Annotated in this window: 21 protein-coding genes; 12 read left to right on the top strand and 9 right to left on the bottom strand. The window is 71.4% G+C overall.

The genetic code is table 11. The annotated features are described in order from the left end of the window. A partial coding sequence (locus tag ACFWGZ_RS26530) for a CocE/NonD family hydrolase (protein ID WP_382454281.1) occupies nt 1-592 on the bottom strand: 592 nt, incomplete at its 3' end. A gap of 116 nt (nt 593-708) precedes the next feature. Here ACFWGZ_RS26530 and ACFWGZ_RS26525 point away from each other — a divergent pair. Beyond that, nucleotides 709-1,047, top strand: coding sequence for a hypothetical protein (locus ACFWGZ_RS26525; protein WP_382454280.1), 339 nt, complete (start codon nt 709-711; stop codon nt 1,045-1,047). After that, nucleotides 1,047-1,958, top strand: coding sequence for a glucosyl-3-phosphoglycerate synthase (locus ACFWGZ_RS26520; RefSeq protein ID WP_382454279.1), 912 nt, complete (start codon nt 1,047-1,049; stop codon nt 1,956-1,958). Before ACFWGZ_RS26525 ends, ACFWGZ_RS26520 begins: the two co-directional genes overlap by 1 nt. On the opposite strand, the gene ACFWGZ_RS26515 is transcribed toward ACFWGZ_RS26520, so the two are convergent. Genes ACFWGZ_RS26515 through ACFWGZ_RS26500 form a run of 4 tightly spaced genes read right to left on the bottom strand, consistent with a single transcriptional unit; the run spans nt 1,890 to nt 6,290 of the window. Then, nucleotides 1,890-3,191, bottom strand: coding sequence for an ATP-binding cassette domain-containing protein (locus tag ACFWGZ_RS26515; RefSeq protein WP_382454278.1), 1,302 nt, complete (start codon nt 3,189-3,191; stop codon nt 1,890-1,892). The genes ACFWGZ_RS26520 and ACFWGZ_RS26515 overlap by 69 nt on opposite strands. Continuing rightward, a complete protein-coding gene (locus ACFWGZ_RS26510) occupies nt 3,188-4,537 on the bottom strand; it encodes an ABC transporter ATP-binding protein/permease (RefSeq protein WP_382454277.1) in 1,350 nt (449 codons plus the stop codon). Before ACFWGZ_RS26510 ends, ACFWGZ_RS26515 begins: the two co-directional genes overlap by 4 nt. After that, on the bottom strand, nt 4,507-5,130 hold the full coding sequence (locus ACFWGZ_RS26505; protein WP_382454276.1) for a cytochrome d ubiquinol oxidase subunit II: 624 nt from the start codon (nt 5,128-5,130) through the stop codon (nt 4,507-4,509). Before ACFWGZ_RS26505 ends, ACFWGZ_RS26510 begins: the two co-directional genes overlap by 31 nt. After that, a complete protein-coding gene (locus ACFWGZ_RS26500) occupies nt 5,130-6,290 on the bottom strand; it encodes a cytochrome ubiquinol oxidase subunit I (RefSeq protein ID WP_382454275.1) in 1,161 nt (386 codons plus the stop codon). The genes ACFWGZ_RS26505 and ACFWGZ_RS26500 overlap by 1 nt, the downstream gene beginning before the upstream one ends. A 142-nt stretch (nt 6,291-6,432) precedes the next feature. On the opposite strand from ACFWGZ_RS26500, the gene ACFWGZ_RS26495 reads away from it, so the two are divergent. Genes ACFWGZ_RS26495 through ACFWGZ_RS26475 form a run of 5 tightly spaced genes read left to right on the top strand, consistent with a single transcriptional unit; the run spans nt 6,433 to nt 8,665 of the window. Then, nucleotides 6,433-6,771 (top strand): PadR family transcriptional regulator, encoded by a 339-nt coding sequence (locus ACFWGZ_RS26495; RefSeq protein WP_382454274.1) that lies wholly within the window; start codon nt 6,433-6,435, stop codon nt 6,769-6,771. After that, a complete protein-coding gene (locus ACFWGZ_RS26490) occupies nt 6,756-7,433 on the top strand; it encodes a permease prefix domain 1-containing protein (RefSeq protein WP_382454273.1) in 678 nt (225 codons plus the stop codon). Before ACFWGZ_RS26495 ends, ACFWGZ_RS26490 begins: the two co-directional genes overlap by 16 nt. Continuing rightward, a complete protein-coding gene (locus ACFWGZ_RS26485) occupies nt 7,430-7,729 on the top strand; it encodes a DivIVA domain-containing protein (RefSeq protein ID WP_382454272.1) in 300 nt (99 codons plus the stop codon). The genes ACFWGZ_RS26490 and ACFWGZ_RS26485 overlap by 4 nt, the downstream gene beginning before the upstream one ends. 46 nt (nt 7,730-7,775) lie before the next feature. Beyond that, complete coding sequence (locus ACFWGZ_RS26480; protein WP_382454282.1) at nt 7,776-8,114, top strand: SRPBCC family protein; 339 nt, start codon at nt 7,776-7,778, stop codon at nt 8,112-8,114. Further along, on the top strand, nt 8,111-8,665 hold the full coding sequence (locus tag ACFWGZ_RS26475; RefSeq protein WP_382454271.1) for a DNA-3-methyladenine glycosylase I: 555 nt from the start codon (nt 8,111-8,113) through the stop codon (nt 8,663-8,665). Before ACFWGZ_RS26480 ends, ACFWGZ_RS26475 begins: the two co-directional genes overlap by 4 nt. Nucleotides 8,666-8,946: 281 nt before the next feature. Here the strand turns inward: ACFWGZ_RS26475 and ACFWGZ_RS26470 are convergent, their stop codons facing one another. Then, nucleotides 8,947-9,732 (bottom strand): enoyl-CoA hydratase-related protein, encoded by a 786-nt coding sequence (locus ACFWGZ_RS26470; RefSeq protein WP_382454270.1) that lies wholly within the window; start codon nt 9,730-9,732, stop codon nt 8,947-8,949. Between the two features lie 10 nt (nt 9,733-9,742). After that, nucleotides 9,743-10,540, bottom strand: a complete 798-nt coding sequence (locus ACFWGZ_RS26465) for a PaaX family transcriptional regulator C-terminal domain-containing protein (protein ID WP_382454269.1) — start codon at nt 10,538-10,540, stop codon at nt 9,743-9,745. A gap of 252 nt (nt 10,541-10,792) precedes the next feature. Here ACFWGZ_RS26465 and ACFWGZ_RS26460 point away from each other — a divergent pair, with 252 nt between their 5' ends. The 3 genes from ACFWGZ_RS26460 (at nt 10,793) to ACFWGZ_RS26450 (ending at nt 14,186) form a co-directional block, all read left to right on the top strand. Continuing rightward, on the top strand, nt 10,793-10,960 hold the full coding sequence (locus ACFWGZ_RS26460; protein ID WP_065914675.1) for a DUF3117 domain-containing protein: 168 nt from the start codon (nt 10,793-10,795) through the stop codon (nt 10,958-10,960). Between the two features lie 80 nt (nt 10,961-11,040). Next, nucleotides 11,041-12,507: a leucyl aminopeptidase family protein gene (locus tag ACFWGZ_RS26455; RefSeq protein WP_382454268.1), complete on the top strand. Its 1,467-nt coding sequence runs from the start codon at nt 11,041-11,043 to the stop codon at nt 12,505-12,507. Between the two features lie 80 nt (nt 12,508-12,587). Beyond that, nucleotides 12,588-14,186 (top strand): hypothetical protein, encoded by a 1,599-nt coding sequence (locus ACFWGZ_RS26450; RefSeq protein ID WP_382454267.1) that lies wholly within the window; start codon nt 12,588-12,590, stop codon nt 14,184-14,186. Here the strand turns inward: ACFWGZ_RS26450 and ACFWGZ_RS26445 are convergent. Further along, nucleotides 14,168-15,061, bottom strand: a complete 894-nt coding sequence (locus ACFWGZ_RS26445) for a LysR family transcriptional regulator (RefSeq protein ID WP_382454266.1) — start codon at nt 15,059-15,061, stop codon at nt 14,168-14,170. The two genes, ACFWGZ_RS26450 and ACFWGZ_RS26445, sit on opposite strands and share 19 nt — an antisense overlap. A 52-nt stretch (nt 15,062-15,113) precedes the next feature. Between ACFWGZ_RS26445 and ACFWGZ_RS26440 the strand changes: the two genes are divergently transcribed. Continuing rightward, a complete protein-coding gene (locus ACFWGZ_RS26440; protein WP_382454265.1) occupies nt 15,114-16,418 on the top strand; it encodes an MFS transporter in 1,305 nt (434 codons plus the stop codon). 1,329 nt (nt 16,419-17,747) lie between these two features. Here ACFWGZ_RS26440 and glgA read toward each other — a convergent pair. Beyond that, a complete protein-coding gene (glgA, locus tag ACFWGZ_RS26435) occupies nt 17,748-18,899 on the bottom strand; it encodes a glycogen synthase (RefSeq protein WP_382454264.1) in 1,152 nt (383 codons plus the stop codon). Nucleotides 18,900-18,987: 88 nt separating this feature from the next. On the opposite strand from glgA, the gene glgC reads away from it, so the two are divergent. Beyond that, entirely contained in the window at nt 18,988-20,202 is a 1,215-nt protein-coding gene (glgC, locus tag ACFWGZ_RS26430; protein ID WP_382420477.1) for a glucose-1-phosphate adenylyltransferase, read from the top strand. The last annotated feature ends 111 nt before the right edge of the window (nt 20,203-20,313 follow it).

Raw genomic sequence — 20,313 nt, 5'->3', positions numbered from 1 at the left:
GGACGGGTCCGGGACGGCCGGTGACGTGGCCCGCGGCCAGCAGCACCTCGACGGCCTGCTTGTTCACGGTGGCGTTCGGGTAGAGCGACCGGGCCAGGTCGGTCCACGTGCTCAGCGCCGCGACGGCCTTGACGCGCTTGTCGGTGGCGGCGGCGAGCAACGCCTGCCCGGCGCCGTAGGAGATCCCGGCGACACCGACCTTCGTGGCGTCGGCGCGGGCGTTCGCGACGGCCCAGTCGACGACCTCGCTGACATCGCCGACCGTGTCGGGCCCGGCGACGTCGATCCGGCCGCCGGAGTCCCAGAAGCCGCGGCTGGTGTAGCTGACCACGACGTAGCCGGACTCCTCGGCGAGCCTGGCCGCGGCGCCGACGTACTCGATGTTCGGCACCGCCCAGCTGGACGGCAGGACGAGCAGCGGGAACGGCCCGCCGCCGATCCCGGTCGGTTCGACGACGAGGGCCTTTAGGGTGGTGCCGCCGACGCCGGGGACCGACCGGTAGGAGATCTGGTGTCCGGGTGCCGCGTAGGCCGCCGGAGCACCGAGCAGGGAGATGAGGAGCGCGAGAACGAGGAGAAGTGATCGGCGCACGCTGGTCCTCCTTGACCATGACGTAGATCACACAGGGTGTTACCAGTGAGTAAAACAGCTGGCTACTCGTGAGTAGCAAGCGACTGTGAGTCAGGTCACTGTCTACGCTGGGCGGTGTGAACCGATTCCGCGTCACCGAGCTACCTCCGGACCGAGTGCTGGTGGTCGCGTACCTGACCAGCGCGGACGCGGCCGGGCAGGCGATCTCCGACGGCGCGGACGTGATCGAGTTCGACGGCGCGCTGGACCTGCCCCCGCTCGGCGAGGCGGTGGACGCCGTGACGATCCCCGAGGGCGACGAGGACTTCACCCTCGCGGCCGCGACCGTGGCCGCGCTGTCCGGGGCACGCGCCGTGCGCGCGTCCGACGTGCGGCAGGCGAGGAAGGTCGTGGAGATGGTCGCGAGCGTGACGGGCACCCGTCCGCCGGCCCGTGCGGTGCGGGCGCTCGCCTGATGCTGCCCTCCGTCGAAGCCTGGTTCGCCTCGCACACCTGGCAGCAGCCGTCCTGGACCGTGGACGAGCTCGTGGCGTTGAAGCGCGGGCGCACGGTGTCCGTCGTGCTGCCCGCGCTGGACGAGGAGGAGACGGTCGGCGACGTCGTCTCCGTCGTGCGGCCGCTGCTCGGGACGCTGGTCGACGAGCTGGTGGTGGTGGACTCCGGCTCGACCGACCGGACCGCCGAGGTCGCCGCCGCCGCGGGGGCGCGGGTCGTGCACCGCGAGGACGTCGTGCCGTGGCTGGAACCCGTGCCCGGCAAGGGCGAGGTGCTGTGGCGCTCGCTCGCCGCGACCACCGGCGACCTGGTCGTGTTCCTCGACTCCGATCTCGTGGACCCGGAGACTGGGTTCGTCACGGCGTTGCTGGGGCCGCTGCTGCTCGACGACGGCGTGCACCTCGTGAAGGGCTTCTACCGGCGGCCGTTGCGGCTGGAGAGCTCCGGCGGCGGGCGGGTGACCGAGCTGGTGGCGCGACCGCTGCTGAACACGCTGCGGCCGGAGCTGTCCGGTGTGGTGCAACCGCTCGGCGGCGAGTACGCGGCCACCCGGTCGTTCCTGGAGTCCGTGCCGTTCGCCGCCGGGTACGGGGTGGAGATCGGGCTGCTGCTGGACGTGCACCGCCTCCACGGGCTGGCGGCGCTGGCCCAGGTGAACCTCGGCGTGCGCAAGCACCGCAACCGGTCGCTGCTGCAGCTCGGCGTGATGTCCTCGCAGATCATGGGGACGGCGCTGGCCCGGTGCGGCGTGGTCGCCGACTCCGGGCCGCTGACGCAGTTCGTGCAGGTCGGCGGGGAGTGGCTACCCGACTCGACCGACGTCGTCGTCGCCGATCGGCCGCCGATGGTGCACGTGGTCGAAGAGTCCTAGCTGCTCCTCCCGGTGCGTCACGACCAGTGCCGTGCCGCGGCAGTCGTCGAGGACCTTGCGCAGCACCCGGTCCGCCTGCTCGGGGTCGAGTCCCTCGGTGGGTTCGTCCAGGAGCAGGACCTCCGGGTGCGCGAGCACCGACCTGGTGAGCACGAGCCGCTGGCGCTGGCCGCCGGAGATCTCCTCGCCGCGTTCGCCGACGACCCGGTCCCAGTCGAGGTCCAGCTCGGCGATCTGCGCCGCCCGGTCCAGTTCCGCCTGCGTGGCACCGGGTTTGGCCAGCAGGACGTTGGTGCGGACCGTCGTGTGGAAGACGTGGGCGTCGGCCAGCGCACCCGCGCTCGGTTCCAGCTCACGGGCGAGGGCGTTGAGCAACGTGGTCTTGCCCGCGCCGCTCGGGCCGACGACGGCCGTCTTCCCCCGCAGCTGCGGGATCTCCCGCGGCCGGAGGGGCTCCGGTTCGCCGGTGGGTTCCGGGGTGGGCCTGGTCAGCGCGGCCAGGGGAATCGTGATCTCGAACGTCGCGACGGCGGCCATGACGAGCCACGCGGGTTCGTGCTGGGCGAGCATCAGCAGCGCCGCCCCGAACTGGACGGCGATCGCCACCGGGGTCAGGTCGCGGGTGCGTTCCCCGCGGGACAGGGCCCGGGCGGTCTGCGCCGCCTCGGCGACCCTGGCGTCGAACAGGCCGCAGGCGATGAGCTCCTCCCTGCCGTGGACCAGTGCGGTGGTCTGCTCGGTGAGCTTCGCGCGCAACGGGGTCAGGTCGCGCGGGGTGCGCAGCGCGAGCCGGGGGAGCAGGACGAGGGTGACCAGGAGGCCGGTGACCAGCGGCCACGAGAACCCCGACACCACGACCACGACCGCACCGGCGAACGCCGCCGTGAGCCACGGCAGGGTGGTGCGCAGCCGGGCGTCGAGGTGCTGGTCGACGTTCGTGACGATCCGGGTCAGCGCCGTGGCGGACGGGACGTGCCGGCGGCGCACGAGGTCGTCGTAGACCCGGCCGCGCAGCTCCACGGCCTCGCCGAGCACGGCCCGGTGGCCGGTCAGCCGTTCGAGGTAGCGCAGGACGCCCTTGGCGAGGGCGAGCGTGCGGACCGCGACGATCGCCACGGTCAGGGCGTGCACCGGCGGGTGCTCGGCGGCGCGCATGACGAGCCACGTCGCCGTCGCGGTGAGCCCGACGCCCGCCAGTTCGGCGAGCACGCCCACGAGGACCGCGAGCCTCACACCGCCACCACCCTGTCGACCTCGGCCAGCAACGCCGGCCGGTGCGCCACGATCACGGCGGTCCGTCCCCTCGTGAACTCACGGGTCGCCCGCAGCACCGCGGCTTCGGTCTCGGCGTCGAGGTGCGCGGTGGGTTCGTCGAGCAGGAACAGCCCGGCCTGCCGCCGGTCCAGGGCCCCGGCCAGCGCGACCCGTTGCCGCTCGCCGGACGAGAGGGCCGCCGGGACGAGCGTGGGCCGTTGCGGCACCCACGACAGCGCTTCGAGCCATTTGCGCCGGTCGATCTCGGCCAGGTCGACGCCGCCGACGAGCACCCGGCCGCGGTCGGGCGTCACGAACCCCAGCAGCAGCCCCAGAACCGTGCTCTTGCCCGCACCGCTCGGGCCGACCAGCGCGATCCGCTCGCCAGGCCGGATGCGCAGCGAGAAGTTCTCCAGGCTGCGCACCGAGACGTCCTCGACCACGATCTCGGCCACGGCGAGGTCCGGCGGGTCCTGGCCGCCGCGCTTCGCCGGCGCGGGCACCCTGGCGAGCACTTCCCGGCCCTGCGCGCTCGCGTGGAACTGCGCGCCGGCCGCCCGCAGCGGCAGAAAGGCCTCCGGTGCCAGGAAGAGCACGAGCAGCGCGGTGTGCAGCGGTACCCCTCCGTCGAGCAGCCTCAGCCCCACCGGGACGGCGACCAGCGCCACCGACGTCGTGGCGACCAGCTCCAGCACCAGCGCGGACAGGAACGCGACCTCGAGCGCCGACATCGTCTCGGCCAGGTGCCGCGAGGCGAGCTGACGGACGGTCGCGGACTGCGCCTCGGCCCGGCCGAACGCCCGCAGCGTCCCGATTCCCCTGACCACGTCGAGGAAGTGCCCGCCCAGCGTCGCGAGCGCGTCCCACTGGCGCGCCGTCCGCTCACGGGTGTGCGCGCCGACCAAGGCGCCGAAGACCGGGATCAATGGCAGCGTCAGGAGGATCGTCAGCGCGGCCGTGAGGTCCGCGAACGCGAGCCGGACGACGACCGCGAGCGGCACCGCGACGGCCAGGACCCGCATCGGCAGGTAGCCGACGACGTACGGCGTCACGTCGTGCACGCCCCGCGTGACGAGCGTGGCGACCTCGCCGGCCCTGGTGCCCGGCGAGCGGAGGAACGCCTCCCGCAGCCGCGCCCGAGTGCGTTCGGCGGCCCGGTGCGCCCACTCGCGGTGGCCCCACCAGACCCCCACCCGCAGGCCGATCACCAGGCACAGCAGGAGGAAGCCGGTGCCGCCGGCCAGCACGGACGCGAGCAGCTCGGCCTGCGCCAGCACGAGGAACGGGATCGGGATCAGCGCGAGGAGAGGGCGACGATCGACCACTGCAACACCACCACCAGCGGGATGACCGGGATCGCGACCCGCGCGAGCAGGCCGAGCGTGTCCTGGTGCGCCATCAGCCCGGTGACGTCGATCGAGCTGAACGCGAGCGGGATCGGCAACGCGCACAACGCCGCCGTGACGGGGAACAGCGCCCACCGCCGCTGCTGGAACACCCAGCCGTGCACCGCGAACAGCACCGGCATCACGAGTGCGACGGGCAGCGGCGCCTCCAGCAGGTGCACCAGGAACAGGCCCCAGCCCAAGGACACCATCAGTGCGCCGGTGAACACGAGCCACCACCACAACCGCAGCTGCACGGCCGCCATGAACAGCACCAGTCCGGCGAGGAGCAGCGTGAACTGCGAGTGCGCGCCGGAGAGCAGTTCGCCCTCCAGCCGCGGGAACGCCGCGAACAGCACCCCGATCGCGGCGACCAGCCACACCTCGTTGCCGAGGAAGAACGGGGTCATCCGCTGCAACGCGACGTCGCGGCGGCGCCACGGCAGCAGCAACCCGGTGCCGTAGTCGAAGCCCGCGAGCGCGAAGTAGCCGGCGGTCAGCGTGCCGAGCACGACGAGCCAGAGCGTGTCCATCAGAGGGTCACCACCAACGGCGAGACGGGGGCGGGCTCCACGTCCGGGCCGCGGCGCACCGCGCGGGCGATCAACGCCCAGTCGACGCAGGCCAGCAGGACGAACAGCGACGTGAAGACGATGAGGGACAACAGGATCTGCGAAGCGTCCACGTGCGACACCGCGTCCTCGGTGCGCAGCAGGCCGTACACGAGCCACGGCTGCCGGCCGATCTCGCGGAACATCCACCCGAAGAGCGCCGCGGCGAACGGCACCGGGATGCCGATCACCATGAGGTACAACGGGAAGCGCAGCCGGATCACGGCGTCGCGGATCAGCAGCGGCAGCGTGAGCCAGCTGATCGCGGTCAGTCCCGTCCCGATCAGGATCATGAACCCGAGCGGCAGGCCGAGCAGCGGCGCCGCCTCGGTCTTGTGCGGCTGGAACTCCGCGAGGACCGGGAACTGCGCGAAGCCGAACCCGAGCAGGGGCGGCGTGGCGAGCGCGGTCGTGACCACGCCCATCCGCAGCGACCGCCGGAAGAAGTCGACCTCGTGCGTGCGCCGGAGGAAGTGGAGCGCCGACACCGCGGTCACGAACACGCCGCCGGTGGTGACCGCCGCGAAGACCACGTGCCCCAGCGCGGAGGTGAAGGTCGGGTTGGTGAGCAGCGCGCCGAAGTCGTCCAGCCGCAGCACGTCCCCGTCGACCCGGTGACCCACGGGGTGCTGCAGGAACCCGTTCGCCGCCATGATCCAGAACGCCGACGCGAACGCGGTCAGCGCGGTCAGACAGAGCAGGCTCAGGTGCACCCAGCGGTTCAGCCTGCCCCAGCCGAAGATCCACAGGCCCAGGAACGTGGACTCGAGGAAGAACGCGACCAGCGTCTCCAGCGCGAGCGGCGCCCCGAACACGTCGCCCGCGTAGGTCGCGAGGCCCGACCAGTTCAGCCCGAACTGGAACTCCACCACCACCCCGGTGACGATCCCCAGCGCATAGTTGATCACGTAGATCCGGCCGAAGAACCGCGTCATCCGCTCGTGCACGGGCGCGCCGGTGATCGCGAACCTCGTCTGCATGACCACCAGCAGGGTGACCAGACCCAGTGTGAGCAGCACGAACAGGAAGTGGAACGAGGTCGTCAGCGCGAACTGGAGGCGGGCGAGGTCTACGGCACTCATGGGTAGGGACGCTATGTGTAGCTGCGCTACTTATGAACGCCATTGGAGCGATACCGGGGACATCTCAGGGACGTCCCCTACAGGCCTTACCGGGAAATTCCCGGAGCCGTCCGCTCCGGTGTGATCAGTAGAGTCGCTACACATGAAGCCCGACGCGCTACGCGGCCACCTCGACGCGTTGCTGCTGGCCACGCTCGACGGCAGGCAGCTGCACGGCTACGCGATCATCGAGGCGTTGCAGCAGGGCAGCGGGGGCGCGCTCGACCTCCCGACGGGCACGGTCTACCCGGCGCTGCGGCGGCTGGAGCGGGCGGGCCACGTCGTGAGCGACTGGAGCACGGTCGGCGGCCGCAAGCGCCGCACGTACCGGCTCACGCCGGCGGGGCAGAAGGCGTTGCACGCGGAGCGCAGTGCGTGGCGCGAGTTCACGACGGTCATCGACGGGGTGCTGGGAGGGGGCGGCAAGTGGGCGCAGACGTGATCGACGGGTACATGACGGACCTGGGGTCGCGGTTGCGGGGATCGCGCAGGCAGGTCCGCGACCTGCTCACGGAGACCCGCGACAGCCTCACCGACGCCACCGAGGCCCACCTGGGCCGCGGGCTCACCGAGCACGAGGCCCAGAAGCGCGCCGTCGACGAGTTCGGCCCGGTCCGCGAGATCGCGAACGAGTACCAGACCGAGCTGGCCGTCGCGTACGGCACGCGCACGCTCATCTGGCTCGCGGTCGTCCTGCCGTTGATGCACATGGCGTGGGAGTACGGCCGGATGCTGTTCATCGGCCCGTGGCAGGACTTCGGCACCGTGCCGCCGTCCTGGTACCTCTTCGTCGCCAAGGCCAACGACCTGACCAGCGGCATCGCGTCCGGCGTGGCGCTGGTCGCGCTGGTGCTCGGCCGGCTCCTCGCCCGCAAGTACGACGCGAAGCTGCTCGCGAAGCTCGGCGCGACCACCGCGCTGGCCGCCGTGGGGGCCGTCCTGCTCGGCAACCTGTCGATCATCGCGGCCACCGCGCACCTCGACCCGGCGCGGCTCGTGCAGTCGTTGCCGATGACGTTCGCGAGCGCGGCCACCTGGATCGTGATCGTTCGTCTCGGTCTGCTCGCTCGCCGGAGCCTGAGCTGTGCCACGATCGTCGCGTGACCAACGCCCTTCTCTACCTGATCGTGATGGTGGCCGTCGCGGCAGTGGTGTTCCTGCTCGCGGCGTTGGTGTTCGGCCGCGGCGAGGAGCTCGCGCCCCTGCCGCCCGGAGCGTCGCCGACGCGCCTGCCCGCGGACGACCTCACCGCCCAGGACGTCCGCGAGCTGAAGTTCCAGCAGGTGTTCCGCGGCTACAAGATGAGCGAGGTCGACTGGGCGTTGCAGCGGCTCGCGACCGAGGTCGAGACCCTGCGGGCCCGCGTCGAGGAACTGGAGAGCAGTGAGCACCGAGCTTGAGCTGACCGTCGAGGTGGCCGCGCCGCCCGACACGATCTTCCGCGCCATGACCGACTGGGAACGCCAGTCGGAGTGGGTGTTCGGCACCCGCGTGTCCGTCGTGGAGGGTGACGGCAAGTCCGTCGGCAGCGAGATCGACGCTGTCACGTTCGGCGTCTCCGACCGCATGCGGATCACCCGCTGGGACCCGCCGCACGCCGTGGAGGTCCTGCACCTGGGCCGAGTGGTCCGCGGCACGGGCGTGTTCGCCGTGCGCGGCAGCCGTTTCGTGTGGAGCGAACGCCTCGACGTGCCGTTCTTCTTCCCCGTGGTGAAGCCGCTGTTCGTGCTGATGCTGCAACGCTCGCTGCAGAAGTTCGCGCGCTTCGCCGAGGGGTACAAGTGATCGTCCGGTGCCCGTGGGGTGACTCGACGCCGGACTACGCCGAGTACCACGACACCGAGTGGGGCGTGGAGCTGCACGGCACGCCGGAGCTGTACGAGCGGATGTCGCTGGAGGCGTTCCAGTCGGGCCTGTCGTGGATCACGATCCTGCGCAAGCGCCCGGCGTTCCGCGCGGCCTTCGGCGACTTCGACCCGAAGCTGGTTGCGGACTTCGGCCAGGCCGACGTCGAACGCCTGATGGCCGACGCGGGCATCGTGCGCAACCGGCTGAAGATCGACGCCGCGATCCACAACGCCCGCGTGATCGTGGCGGAGGACGTCGACCTGGACGCCCTGCTGTGGTCGTTCGCGCCGGCCCGGCACCGGCGGCCGAAGACGATCGCGGACGTGCCGGCGATCACCGACGAGTCGAAGGCGATGGCCAAGGAGCTGAAGCGGCGCGGCTTCAAGTTCCTCGGCCCCACCACGTGCTACGCGCTGATGCAGGCCACCGGGATGGTGGACGACCACATCTCAACGTGCTTCCGGGCGGGGGAGGGGCGGCGGGCTTGAGCGCTGGGGCGGGCCTGGTGGAAGCGCTGGGCCGTGCCTGACGGAAGCATTGGGCCGTGCCTGGTGGAAGCGCTGGCCGCGCCCGGCTGAAGCGCCGACGGCCGCCCGCAACCCTGCGGCTGCCCGTGGCCTTGCGTCCGCCCGCAACCCTGCGTCCGCCCGCAACCCTGCGTCCGCACAGCACCCCAGCTGCGCGGCGGCATCGCGCCCGACCCGAACCTCCGGCCCACCCCACCGCGGGCAGGCCACCGCGGGTCGTCCAGCCCTACCGGCCCGAAGCCCTACCGGCCGATGAACTTCGGCGCCCGCTTGGTCACGAACGCGTCCACCGCCTCCCGGTGGTCCTCGGTCGCCCCGCAGTCGGCCTGCGTCCGCCGCTCGGCCTCCAGCGCGTCCTCCAGGGTCCCGTCGGCGGCCGCGGCCAGCGCCTCCTTGATCTTCGCGTAGGCCGTGGTCGGCCCGGCCGCCAGGCGAGCCGCGAGCAGGTGCGCCGTCGAGAGCAGCTCCTCGTCCGGCACGACCTGGTTCACCATGCCGACCCGCAGCGCCTCCTCGGCGCCGACGGGCTGGGCGAGCAGCATCATCTCCATCGCCCGGCCGTGGCCGATCAGCCTCGGCAGGGTGTAGGAGGCGCCGGAGTCGGCGGTCAGGCCCACGTTCGCGAACGCCATCAGGAACTTCGCCGACTTGCCCGCGATGCGCAGGTCGGCGGCGTAGGCGAAGGACGCGCCCGCGCCCGCCGCGCTGCCGTTGACCGCGGCGATCACCGGCTTCGGCATGCCGATCAGCTCTCGCACGATCGGGTTGTAGTGCTTCTCGACGGTGTGCAGCGGTGCCGGATCGCCCGCCTGCAGCAGCCCGATGTGCTCCTTGAGGTCCTGGCCCGCGCAGAACGCCCTGCCCGCGCCCGTGATCACCACCGCGCGCACCGAGGTGTCGGCCGCCGCCGCACGAAGCGCTTCGAGGAACGACTCCTTCAGCGTGACCGTGAAGGCGTTGAACGACTCGGGGCGGTTGAACGTGAGCGTGCGCACACCATCGGCGTCGTCGACGAGGAGCTCGGACACTGGACCTCCATCAAGCAGTGGAAACGTTGCGGACCGGCCGCAGGCACTCGTCGACGAAGCGGCTCGTGCCCGGTGCCAGCCGCAGGGTCTGTTCGTCGAAGAACGACGCTGCCGCCCGGCCCGGCCAGTCCGGTGGCAACAGTTCAGCAGGAAGACCGGGATCGCGGAACAGGAACTTCCGCCACGCGTGCAGCAGCTGCTGGGAGGCGGCGAAGGCGGCCGCGTCGTCGGTTTCGTCCACAACGGACACCTGGTCGTGCCAGTGCGCGACGAACGCGGCGTAGTCGCGGCCCAGGCCCGCGAGGTCCCAGGCCCTGCCCGCGAGCTCGGCGTCCTGACCGTCGTGTGAACCGTGAAAAGTTCGTGCGAGGACCTCCTCGGCGGCCAGCACGTCGGCCAGTTCCGGGGACGGCCGGGGAGCGATCCACGTCACAGGGCCGAGCGCGCCGTAGCCGAGCAGCTGCAGCGACGAGGCGAGGTGGTCGCGCGAGTCGCGGCCGGGCAGCTCCTCCAGCACCACGACGTGCCAGCGACCGTCCCACGTGGACGGCCGGGTGCGGTAGATGCGGGCAGCGGCCTCGTCGAGGCGGCGTTCCGCGCGAGGTGTCATGGCGTAACCAGGGCCGTCGGGCAGCCGGACGGGGTGCAGCCAGCCCTGCCGGACGGTGCGCGAGACGGCCGTGCGGACGGCCGGCGCGGCGAAACCGAGGGGGTCGAGCAACCGGACGAGCGCGGCGATGGTGGCGGCGCCACCGCGTTCGCGCAGGTGGCCGCCGTAGACGTCGAAGAGCGCGGAACGGGCTCGCACCCTGCCCAGTCTGGCACGCCGTGACCGAGACCGTGTCGTGTTGTCCCGATCTCCGAACATCGTGGCGCCCAGCCGGGGCGAAAGTGTTGCCTTTGCCCGAAAACGGGTACTGATCAGGGACAAGTCAAGATCCACAACTGTCACCCGAACTCGCCAAAAGATCGGTTCGGTTTCGCCCCTGAGTCGCGATAGGGGAGAATGGAGCAGATCCGGCCTGGCCGGACGGGGAAGAGTTGACGGAGGGAGCACGCGATGGCGGCCATGAAGCCCCGGACCGGCGACGGTCCCCTCGAGGTCACCAAGGAGGGACGCGGCATCGTCATGCGCGTGCCGCTCGAGGGTGGAGGGCGCCTTGTCGTCGAGATGTCGGCGGACGAGGCCAGCGCCTTGGGCGACGCGCTGAAGGCCGCCGCCGGCTGAGGCACCCGGCGAGGAAGCAGTAGAGCCCCGGTTTCCACAGTGGAGACCGGGGCATCGCTTCGTTCCGGCCACAGGTCAGAATGAACGGTCGTCAATGCAGCAGGGGAGGTCCAACCGTGGCTCCGACGGTCCCGTCAGTGCCCACCAAGCTCGTGGACGTCGAGGTGGCCGCCACCGCGCGCCGCGGCGTTCCGGCGGTCGTGCTCGCGGCCACGGGGCCCGTGCTCGGACCGGGCGGCGAGGGCGTCGACACGTCCGGCCTGACCGGCAAGGCGGGCGAGGCGGTGCGGCACGACGAGGTCTGGACCCTCGGCGTCGGCACCGGGACGGCCGCCGACTACCGCACGGCCGGCGCGTCGCTGGTGCGCGCGCTGAGCGGTGACGACGCGCCGAGGACGGCCGACGTCCTGCTCACCCCCGACTTCGACGCCGAGAAGGTGCGCGCGTTCGTGCTGGGCGCGGCGCTCGGCGGCTACCGGTTCAAGGTCACCGGCGAGGACGCGCCGAAGCGCGTCGGCTCGCTCCGGCTGATCACCGCGGACACCGGGTTCGAGGAGGTGCTGACCTCCGCCGCGCTGAAGGCGCACGCGCTGGCCACGGCCACCTCGCTGACCCGCGACCTCGCGAACACCCCGTCCAACGTGAAGGACCCGCGCTGGCTCGCCGCGACCGCCGCGAAGCTCGCGGACAAGGTCCCTGGGCTGACCGCGACCGTGCGCGACGAGAAGTGGCTGGCGCAGCAGGGCTTCGGCGGCGTGCTGGCGGTCGGCGGCGGCTCGGCCCGCCCGCCGCGGCTGATCGAGCTGACCTACGGCACCCGGGGTCCGCACCTGGTGTTCGTCGGCAAGGGCATCACCTTCGACACCGGCGGCATCTCGGTGAAGCCCGCCGACGGCATGCACCTCATGCGCACCGACATGGCGGGCGGCGGCGCGGTGATCTCGGCGCTGCTGGCGATCGCCCGGCGGCAGCTGCCGGTCCGGGTCACCGGGCTCGTGCCGTGCGCGGAGAACCACGTCTCCGGCTCGGCGTACCGGCCGGGTGACGTCGTGCGGCACTACGGCGGCGCGACGACCGAGGTGCAGAACACCGACGCCGAGGGCCGCATGGTCTTGGCCGACGCGATGGCGTACGCGGTGAAGAACCTCGAGCCCGACCTGCTCGTCGACATCGCGACGCTGACCGGTGCCATGAAGGTGTCGCTCGGCCTGCGCACGGGCGCGGTGCTGAGCGCGTCCGACGCGCTCGCGGCCGAGGTCGTCGCGGCGGGCGCGGGCGTCGGCGAGAAGTGGTGGCGGATGCCGCTGCTGGAGGAGCACGTCGCGGCCGTCTCCAGCGAGATCGCGGACTACAAGCAGACCCCGGCCGGCCCCGGCGGCATCACCGCGGCGCTGTTCCTGCAGAAGTTCGCGGGCGACGTGCCGTGGGCGCACCTCGACATCGCGGGTCCCGCGCGGTCGGAGAAGGTCTACGACGAGGTGGTCGCGGGCGCGACCGGCTTCGGCGCCCGGACGCTCGTCGAGCTGGCTGAAAAGTATTCGCGTTAGTCCCTACGATCTGCCGATCCGAGACGGCGGCGTTCCACGGCATGATGTGAGCTCCTTCACAACGTCGTAGAGGAGCCCTCGTGTTACTCCGCCTGGCACTCGCCGTCTCGCTGGTCATGGTGTCGTTGTCACCCGCCACGGCCGCGACGCCGTGGTGGGAACCGGTGGCGCGGCCCGCCCCGGACTCGCAGATCAACGTCACGGGTGAGCCGTTCAAGGGCACGGACGAGCAGGGCAGGGTGCGCGGGCTCGTCGACGCGCACAACCACCTCATGACCAACGAGGGCTTCGGCGGCCGGCTGATCTGCGGCAAGCCGTTCTCGGAGCAGGGCGTGGCGGACGCGCTGAAGGACTGCCCCGAGCACCACCCGGCGGGCATCGGCGCGATCTTCGAGGCGATCGTCACGGGCGACCTCGACGGCCACGACCCGGTGGGCTGGCCGAGCTTCCGGGGCTGGCCCTCGTCCACCACGGTCTCGCACCAGCAGAACTACTACGCCTGGCTGGAACGGGCCTGGCGCGGCGGCCAGCGCGTGCTGGTGCAGGACCTGACCAGCAACGCCACGCTGTGCATCATCCACCCGTTCAAGGACAAGCCCTGCGACGAGATGGCGTCGGTCCGGTTGCAGGCCCAGCGCACCTACGAGCTCCAGGCGTTCGTCGACAAGATGTTCGGCGGGCCGGGCAAGGGCTGGTTCCGCATCGTCACGTCGTCCGAGCAGGCGCGGGACGTGGTCGAGCAGGGCAAGCTCGCGGTCGTGCTCGGCATCGAGACCTCTGAGCTCTTCGGCTGCCGCACGCTGCTCGACATCCCGTTGTGCGGCAAGGGCGACATCGACCGCGGCCTCGACGAGGTCTACGCGCTCGGCGTGCGCAGCGCGTTCCTCTGCCACAAGTTCGACAACGCGCTGTGCGGAGTCCGGTTCGACTCGGGCACGCAGGGCGGCGTGATCAACGCCGGTCAGTTCCTGCGCACCGGCCAGTGGTGGCAGACCGAGGAGTGCAGGGGCCCGCAGCAGGACAACCCGATCGGCACGGCCGGCCCGAACGCGCTGATCCCGCCCGGTGTCGTCGCACCGGCCTACGACCCGGCCAAGCGGTGCAACGTGCGCGGCCTGACCTCGCTCGGCGAGTACGCGGTGCAGGGCATGATGCGCCGCCACATGATGATCGAGATCGACCACATGAGCGTGAAGGCCGCGGGCCGCACCCTCGACCTGGCCGCGCGGGCGGGCTACCCCGGCATCGTGTCGAGCCACAGCTGGATGGACGCGCAGTGGACCGAGCAGGTCTACCGGCTCGGCGGGTTCGTGGCGGGCTACGAGAACAGCCCCGAGGGCTACGTCGAGCAGGCCGCCGCCGCGGAGCCGTTGCGCCGCAAGTACGACGTCGGCATCGGGTTCGGCTCCGACTACAACGGCGTCGGCTCGCACCCGGCGCCGCAGACCGGCGTGACCTACCCGTTCCGCAGCTTCCCGGACGGCCCGCTGGTCGACCGGCAGCGCACCGGCGAACGCGTCTGGGACATCAACGTCGACGGCGGCGCGCACATCGGCCTGCTGCCGGACTGGGTCGAGCGGGTCCGCCGGCTCGGCGGCGACCGGTTGGTCCAGGACATGCTCGGCGGCGCCGAGTCGTACCTGCGCACCTGGTCGCGGTCTCAGTCCTGGACGCCGTGAGTCCGCAGGGCGTGGTCGCGGAAGGCCCGGACGGCGGGCGGCAGCGGGTGGTCCCTCAGCCACGCGAGGCCGAACACGCGGGCCGTCCGCGGCGTCAGCGGTAGCTCGCGCAGACCCGGCGGCGGGGTGGTCTCGGCGTGCGTGAGGATCGCGACGCCGAGACCGGCCGCCACCAGGCCGCGCACGGTCTCGATCTCCTGGCTCTCGAACGCGACCCGCGGGGTCAGCCCGGCCTTCGCGAACAGGTCGTCGGTGATCTGCCGCAGGCCGTAGCCGTGCTCCAGCAGGATGAGGTCCTCGTCCACGAGGTCGGCGAGGTGCACGGTCTCGCGGGACGCGAGCGGGTGCGCGACCGGGGCGACGACGATCAGCTCCTGCTCGAAGACGACCACCGACTCGACCTCGGGCTCGTCCGGCGGCGGCGCGACCAGGGCGAGGTCGATCTCGCCCTGGAGCAGCCGGTCGACGACGGTGTAGCGGGCGTTCTGCACCAGCCCGAACCGCACGTGCGGGTGCTCGGCGCGGAACCCGCGGACGAGCTCGGGCACCACGGACCGGCCGAGCATGTGCAGGAAGCCCAGCACGACCCGGCCCTTCTCGGGGTCGAGCTCCTCCTCGACCTCCCGCAGGCCCGGTTCGAGCGCCGCCAGCGACCGGGTGGCGGCCTCGGCGAGCAGCCGGCCCGCGCGGGTGAGTCGGACCCGCCTGCCGGTCCTCGCGATGAGGGGCGCGCCGAGCTGCTCACCCAGTTCCGCGAGCCAGCGGCTGACGGTGGGCTGGGGGAGTCCGACGCGCTCCGCCGCACGGGTCACGTGCTCGTCGGCGGCGAGCGCGCGCAGCACCGCCAGCTTCGGGGCCAAATCCAATTCGTCCACGGATCGATTCTGGCTGATTTCCGTATTGGACGTATGGCTTAGCGTCGAGGACGTGACCAGGTTGACCGCGTCCATCGCCGCTTCGGGGTTCGCGTGCTTCGCGCTGCTCTACATGCCGCAGCCCGTGATGCCGCAGATCGCCGACGAGTACGGGCTGGGCCCGAGCGCCGCGTCGCTCGCGCTGTCGGCCGCGACGCTCGCGCTGGCGGTGGTGGTCGTGCCGATCGCGATGCTGTCGGAACGAGTCGGGCGCCGGCCGGTGATCGTGGTCAGCGTGCTGGTGGCCGCCCTGCTCGGGCTCGTGCTGCCGTTCGCGCCGAACTACGAGGTCTTCCTGGTCCTGCGGGTGTTGCAGGGCGTCGCGGCGGCCGGGGTGCCCGCGGCGTCGATGGCCTACCTCGCGGACGAGCTCGGCAAGGACCGGCTGGGCGCCGCGATGGGCGCGATGATCGCCGGCAACAGCCTGGGCGGCATGACCGGGCGTCTCGTCACCGGCATGACCGCGGACTGGCTGGGGTGGCGCGGCTCGGTGCTGCTCGCCGGCGCGTTCGGGCTGGCCGCCGCGCTGGTCGTGGTGTTCCTGCTGCCCAAGGCGCAGGGCCGGCCGAAGCGCGCGCCGCGCGGGATGAAGGCGGCGCTGACGGACCCGGTGCTGCTCTCGCTCTACGCGGTGGCCGTGCTGCTGGTGGGTGCGTTCATCTCCTTCTACAACGTCGCGGGCTTCCAGCTCAGCGGTCCGGTGTGGCTCGAGACGCTGGTGTTCCTCTTCTACGGCTTCGGCAGCACGTCGGCGGCGTTCGCGGGCAAGCTGGCCGACCGCCACGGGCGCGGGCGGGTGCTGCTGCTGTGCATCGGCGTGCTGGCGCTCGGCGCGCTCGCGAGCCTGCTGTGGGTGCCGCTCGGCCTCGCGGTCGTCACCGCCGCGTTCTTCGCCGCGCACACCACCGCGAGCGGCTGGGTCGGCGCGCGGGCCCCGGAGCACGCCCGCGGCCACGCCTCCGGGCTGTACCTGTGCGGGTTCTACCTGGGCAGCAGCATCGGCGGCACGTCCGGCAGCACCTCGTACGAGGAGTGGGGCTGGGGCGGGCTGGTGCTCGTGGTCCTCGGCTGGCTCGCGCTGGCGGCGATGCTGGCCGCGAACTCCGCGGCGCGGGTGAGGAGGGAACGGGCCGAGACCGCCGGGACCGGGTCCGCTCAGAAGTCCAGTGCGAGCGTGATGCGCGGGTCGACCGGCGAGATGGCCGTCGCACCGAGCCGCGGCAGGTCCGGGCGGCCCTCGACCATGCCGACCGAGACCGAGCGAGCGTCGGCGGGGATCTCCACGACGACCGCGAACGGCAGCGGACCGCCGTCGTAGCGCGCGCCCACCTGCCGCGCGGTCGACCCGTCCGGCAGCGTGACGGTGATCAGGTCCTTGGTGAGCAGGCCGCCCGCGGTGTCGGGCAGGTTGCCGGTGGCCTCGACCCGCACCTCGAGCAGCGCATGGTCCGGCGAGGAGATCGTGGCGACGTCGTACTGGCTCTCGCCGAGCTTGACCGGGCGCTGGCGGCCGAGCCGGATCCCGGTGATCTTCATGCCGAGCTCGCGGTCGCCGAAGCGGATCTTCTGGGTCGGCTCGGTGAAGTGGCCGGGGGCGGCGGCGCGCTGCAGGACGTGCGGCGGGTTGTCGGAACGCTTGCCGGACGGGAGCTCGGCGCGCTGTTCGAGCGACTTGGCGCCGAGGGAGCCCAGCACCAGCGACTCGGTGCCCTCCTGCGGGTCCGGCACGGTGTAGACGACGAAGACCGAGCCGTTGGCGGGCAGGCGGTCCGGCGGCAGCACCTGGCGCCTGCCCGGCACCTCGAGCGCGAGCTCGGAGGGCTGCGGCGCGAAGCCCTGCCAGTTGGTGCGGTGGAAACCGCTGTCCGTCTCGTTGAGCTTCTCGACCTTCATCCGCACGACGCGCAGCCGTGAGCCGGCCTCGGCGCGCACGGTGCCCTCGGCGGTGAACCAGATGTCCGGGTTCGCCCAGGCGGTGACGGAGGTGGAGAGCAGGTCGTCGCGCAGCTTCACGTCGACGTTGCCGAGACCGAGGTCGGCGTTCGTGCGCTTGCCGTCGTCGGGCAGCACGGCGAGGAAGTCGCGGCCGGCGATGAGGTCCTGCTGCTTCGACGGGTCGATCTCCTTGCCGTCGGTGCGCACGAGCTTGCCGGCCGGGGTGCTGCGGTTGCCGTTCTCCGGCACCTGCGGCGACTGCACCTCGTAGCGGACCTCGTCGTCGTTCTTGGTGATCTCCTTCATCGGCACGGGCACCCAGTCGGTGCCGGCGCCGGTGCCGGGGACCTGGACCGGCCCGCACCACAGCCGCTCGTCCACCTCGGACTCGACGCCGGTCTTGGAGAACCAGCAGCTGACCGCCGCCGCCCCGGCACGGGCCACGTAGCCGTACTCGAGCGTGTAGGCCAGCTGCGCCTCGGCCTGCGCCTGCAGGTCCGAGGCGTCGGCGAGCTTCAGGCCCCCCACGGTGAGCTGCACGGCCGTCGGCTGGGGAGCGGGAGCTGTGGCACATCCAGTCACTGCGAGCAGGACCGTCAGACCCAGCAGCACTCCACGCACAGTCCTCGTGCCCCTCACCAGATGGATCGACAACGTCACTACTGGTTAAAGGCGGCGCTCACACGTCCGGGTTGCCCTGAAGGTATGTGACTCAAATCACACTGCGGTAGACCTCGACCGTCTGCTCGGCCATCGCGGACCACGAGAAGTCCTGCTCGGCACGGGTGCGTCCGGCAACGCCGAAGCGGCGTGCCCGGTCCCGGTCTGTGATCAACTCGTTCACCGATTGGGCGAGTTCGAGTCGATATGTCGACACATCATGCTCGTCGTAGTGGACGAGCAGGCCCGTCTCGCCGTGCACGACGACCTCGGGGATGCCGCCGACGTCACTCGCGACGACCGCCGTGCCGCACGCCATCGCCTCCAGGTTCACGATGCCGAGCGGCTCGTAGACCGACGGGCACACGAACACCGTCGCGTGGCTGAGGATCTGCCGGACCTCGGCGGGCTGCAGCATCTTCTGGATCCAGAACACGCCCGGACGGGTCTCGGAGAGCTCGCTGACGGCCTGCCGGATCTCCTCCGCGATCTCCGGGGTGTCGGGCGCTCCCGCGCACAGGACGATCTGCGCCTCGGGGTCGATGTGGTGCGCCGCGGCCACGAGGTGGCTCAAACCTTTTTGGCGGGTGATCCTTCCCACGAAGGCCACGATCGGCTTCGCGGGATCGATTCCACGGGACGTCAACGCGTCGGTTTCGGTCACCGGGTGATAGGCCTGGGAGTCGATTCCGTTGCGCACGACGTGGACCCTGGCGGGGTCGAGAGCGGGGTAGGCGTCGAGCACGTCGGCCCGCATTCCCTCGCTCACGGCGATGACCGCGTCGGCGTGTTCGTAGGCCGTCCGCTCCGCCCACGACGAGATCCGGTACCCGCCGCCGAGCTGCTCGGCCTTCCACGGCCGGCGCGGTTCCAGCGAGTGCGCGGTCACCACGTGCGGGATCCCGTGCAGGAGTTTGCCCAGGTGACCGCCCATGTTGGCGTACCAGGTGTGCGAGTGCACGAGGTTCGCGGTGGACACCGCGCTCGCCATTTCGAGGTCGACCGCGAGCGTCGTGAGGGCCGCGTTCGCGTGCTCGAGGCTGTGGGGTGGGTTGTGAGCCGTGGCGTCCGATCTCGGCGCACCGAAGCAGTGCACGTCGACGTCGACGAGCTCGCGGAGGTGGGGCACGAGGAATCCCACGTGCACGCCAGCACCGCCGTACACCTCAGGCGGATATTCCCGGGTCAAGAGCGCAACTCGCACGCACCCACCGTAGATCACGGAGCTGCCCGTTGGGACGAACGGAGTTGCGTCTGGTTCAAGAACGTTCGCACGGATAGGGTCACATGCTGTGAAGGGGCAGCCGCACGTTCTCGGAATTGTGCTTGCCGGTGGTGAAGGCAAGCGCCTCTGGCCGCTGACGGCCGACCGCGCGAAACCGGCTGTGCCCTTCGGGGGCAACTACCGGCTGGTCGACTTCGTGCTGTCGAACCTGGTCAACGCGGGGCTCGCGAAGCTCTGCGTGCTGACGCAGTACAAGTCGCACTCGCTGGACCGCCACATCTCGACGACGTGGCGCCTGTCCAATGTGCTCGGTCAGTACGTGACCCCGGTCCCGGCCCAGCAACGCCTGGGCCCGCGCTGGTACACGGGTTCCGCCGACGCGATCTTCCAGTCGCTGAACCTGGTCCACGACGAGAAGCCGGACCACGTGGTCATCTTCGGTGCCGACCACGTGTACCGGATGGACCCGGGCCAGATGATCTCGCAGCACGTCGAGTCGGGCGCGGCCGTGACCGTCGCCGGCATCCGCGTGCCGCGCAACGAGGCCAAGGCCTTCGGGTGCATCGACTCCGACGCCTCCGGCAAGATCACCCGGTTCCTGGAGAAGCCGTCGGAGCCGCCGCACGTGCCGGACGACCCGGACGTGACCTTCGCTTCGATGGGCAACTACGTCTTCACGACCGAGGCCCTGCTCGACGCGCTGCGCGGTGACGCGCTGAACCCCGACTCGGACCACGACATGGGTGGCGACATCATCCCCATGCTGGTGGACCGCGGGAAGGCGCACGTCTACGACTTCCAGGACAACGAGGTGCCCGGCGCGACCGACCGCGACCGCGGGTACTGGCGTGACGTGGGGACGATCGACGCCTACTACGACGCGCACATGGACCTCGTTTCGGTCCATCCGATCTTCAACCTCTACAACCAGCTGTGGCCTATTCGGACCGCCACGCCGCCGCTGCCCCCCGCGAAGTTCATCGCCGGCGGGTCCGCCGAGGACTCGATGGTCGGGCCCGGGTCGATCATCTCCGGCAAGATCCACGGGTCGGTGATCTCGTCCGACGTGACCGTCGAGGTGGGGTCCGTGGTGCAGGGATCCGTTTTGTTGCCTGGGGTTCGGATCGGCAAGGGTGCTGTGGTTCGGCGGGCCATTTTGGACAAGAACGTCGTTGTGCCCGATGGGGCGTTGATCGGGGTCGATGCTCCTATGGATCGGGAGCGGTACACGGTTTCCGCTGGTGGGGTGACCGTGTTGGGGAAGGGCGTTCGGGCTTACTGAGTCTTGCTGGTTTGGGGCCGCCCCCGGTTGCGGGCGGCGACCTTGCGTTGCGTGCTTCCACCTGGGGGCGCTGCCCCCAGACCCCCGGCAATCTCTTGGGTTCTAGTGGTC

The sequence above is a fragment of the Lentzea sp. NPDC060358 genome, from assembly GCF_042725365.1.
Lineage (GTDB): Bacteria > Actinomycetota > Actinomycetes > Mycobacteriales > Pseudonocardiaceae > Lentzea.
The sequence above is the reverse complement of the archived record's forward strand: the minus strand, read 5'-3'. Positions and strand labels throughout refer to the sequence as shown.

Bases quoted from the DNA above. Each gene is read 5' to 3' on its own strand.
- ACFWGZ_RS26520 (WP_382454279.1), top strand. From the start codon at position 1,047: ATGCTGCCCTCCGTCGAAGCCTGGTTCGCCTCGCACACCTGGCAGCAG.
- ACFWGZ_RS26505 (WP_382454276.1), bottom strand. From the start codon at position 5,130: ATGGACACGCTCTGGCTCGTCGTGCTCGGCACGCTGACCGCCGGCTAC.
- ACFWGZ_RS26500 (WP_382454275.1), bottom strand. From the start codon at position 6,290: ATGAGTGCCGTAGACCTCGCCCGCCTCCAGTTCGCGCTGACGACCTCG.
- ACFWGZ_RS26495 (WP_382454274.1), top strand. From the start codon at position 6,433: ATGAAGCCCGACGCGCTACGCGGCCACCTCGACGCGTTGCTGCTGGCC.
- ACFWGZ_RS26480 (WP_382454282.1), top strand. From the start codon at position 7,776: ATGACCGACTGGGAACGCCAGTCGGAGTGGGTGTTCGGCACCCGCGTG.
- ACFWGZ_RS26460 (WP_065914675.1), top strand. From the start codon at position 10,793: ATGGCGGCCATGAAGCCCCGGACCGGCGACGGTCCCCTCGAGGTCACC.
- ACFWGZ_RS26455 (WP_382454268.1), top strand. From the start codon at position 11,041: ATGAACGGTCGTCAATGCAGCAGGGGAGGTCCAACCGTGGCTCCGACG.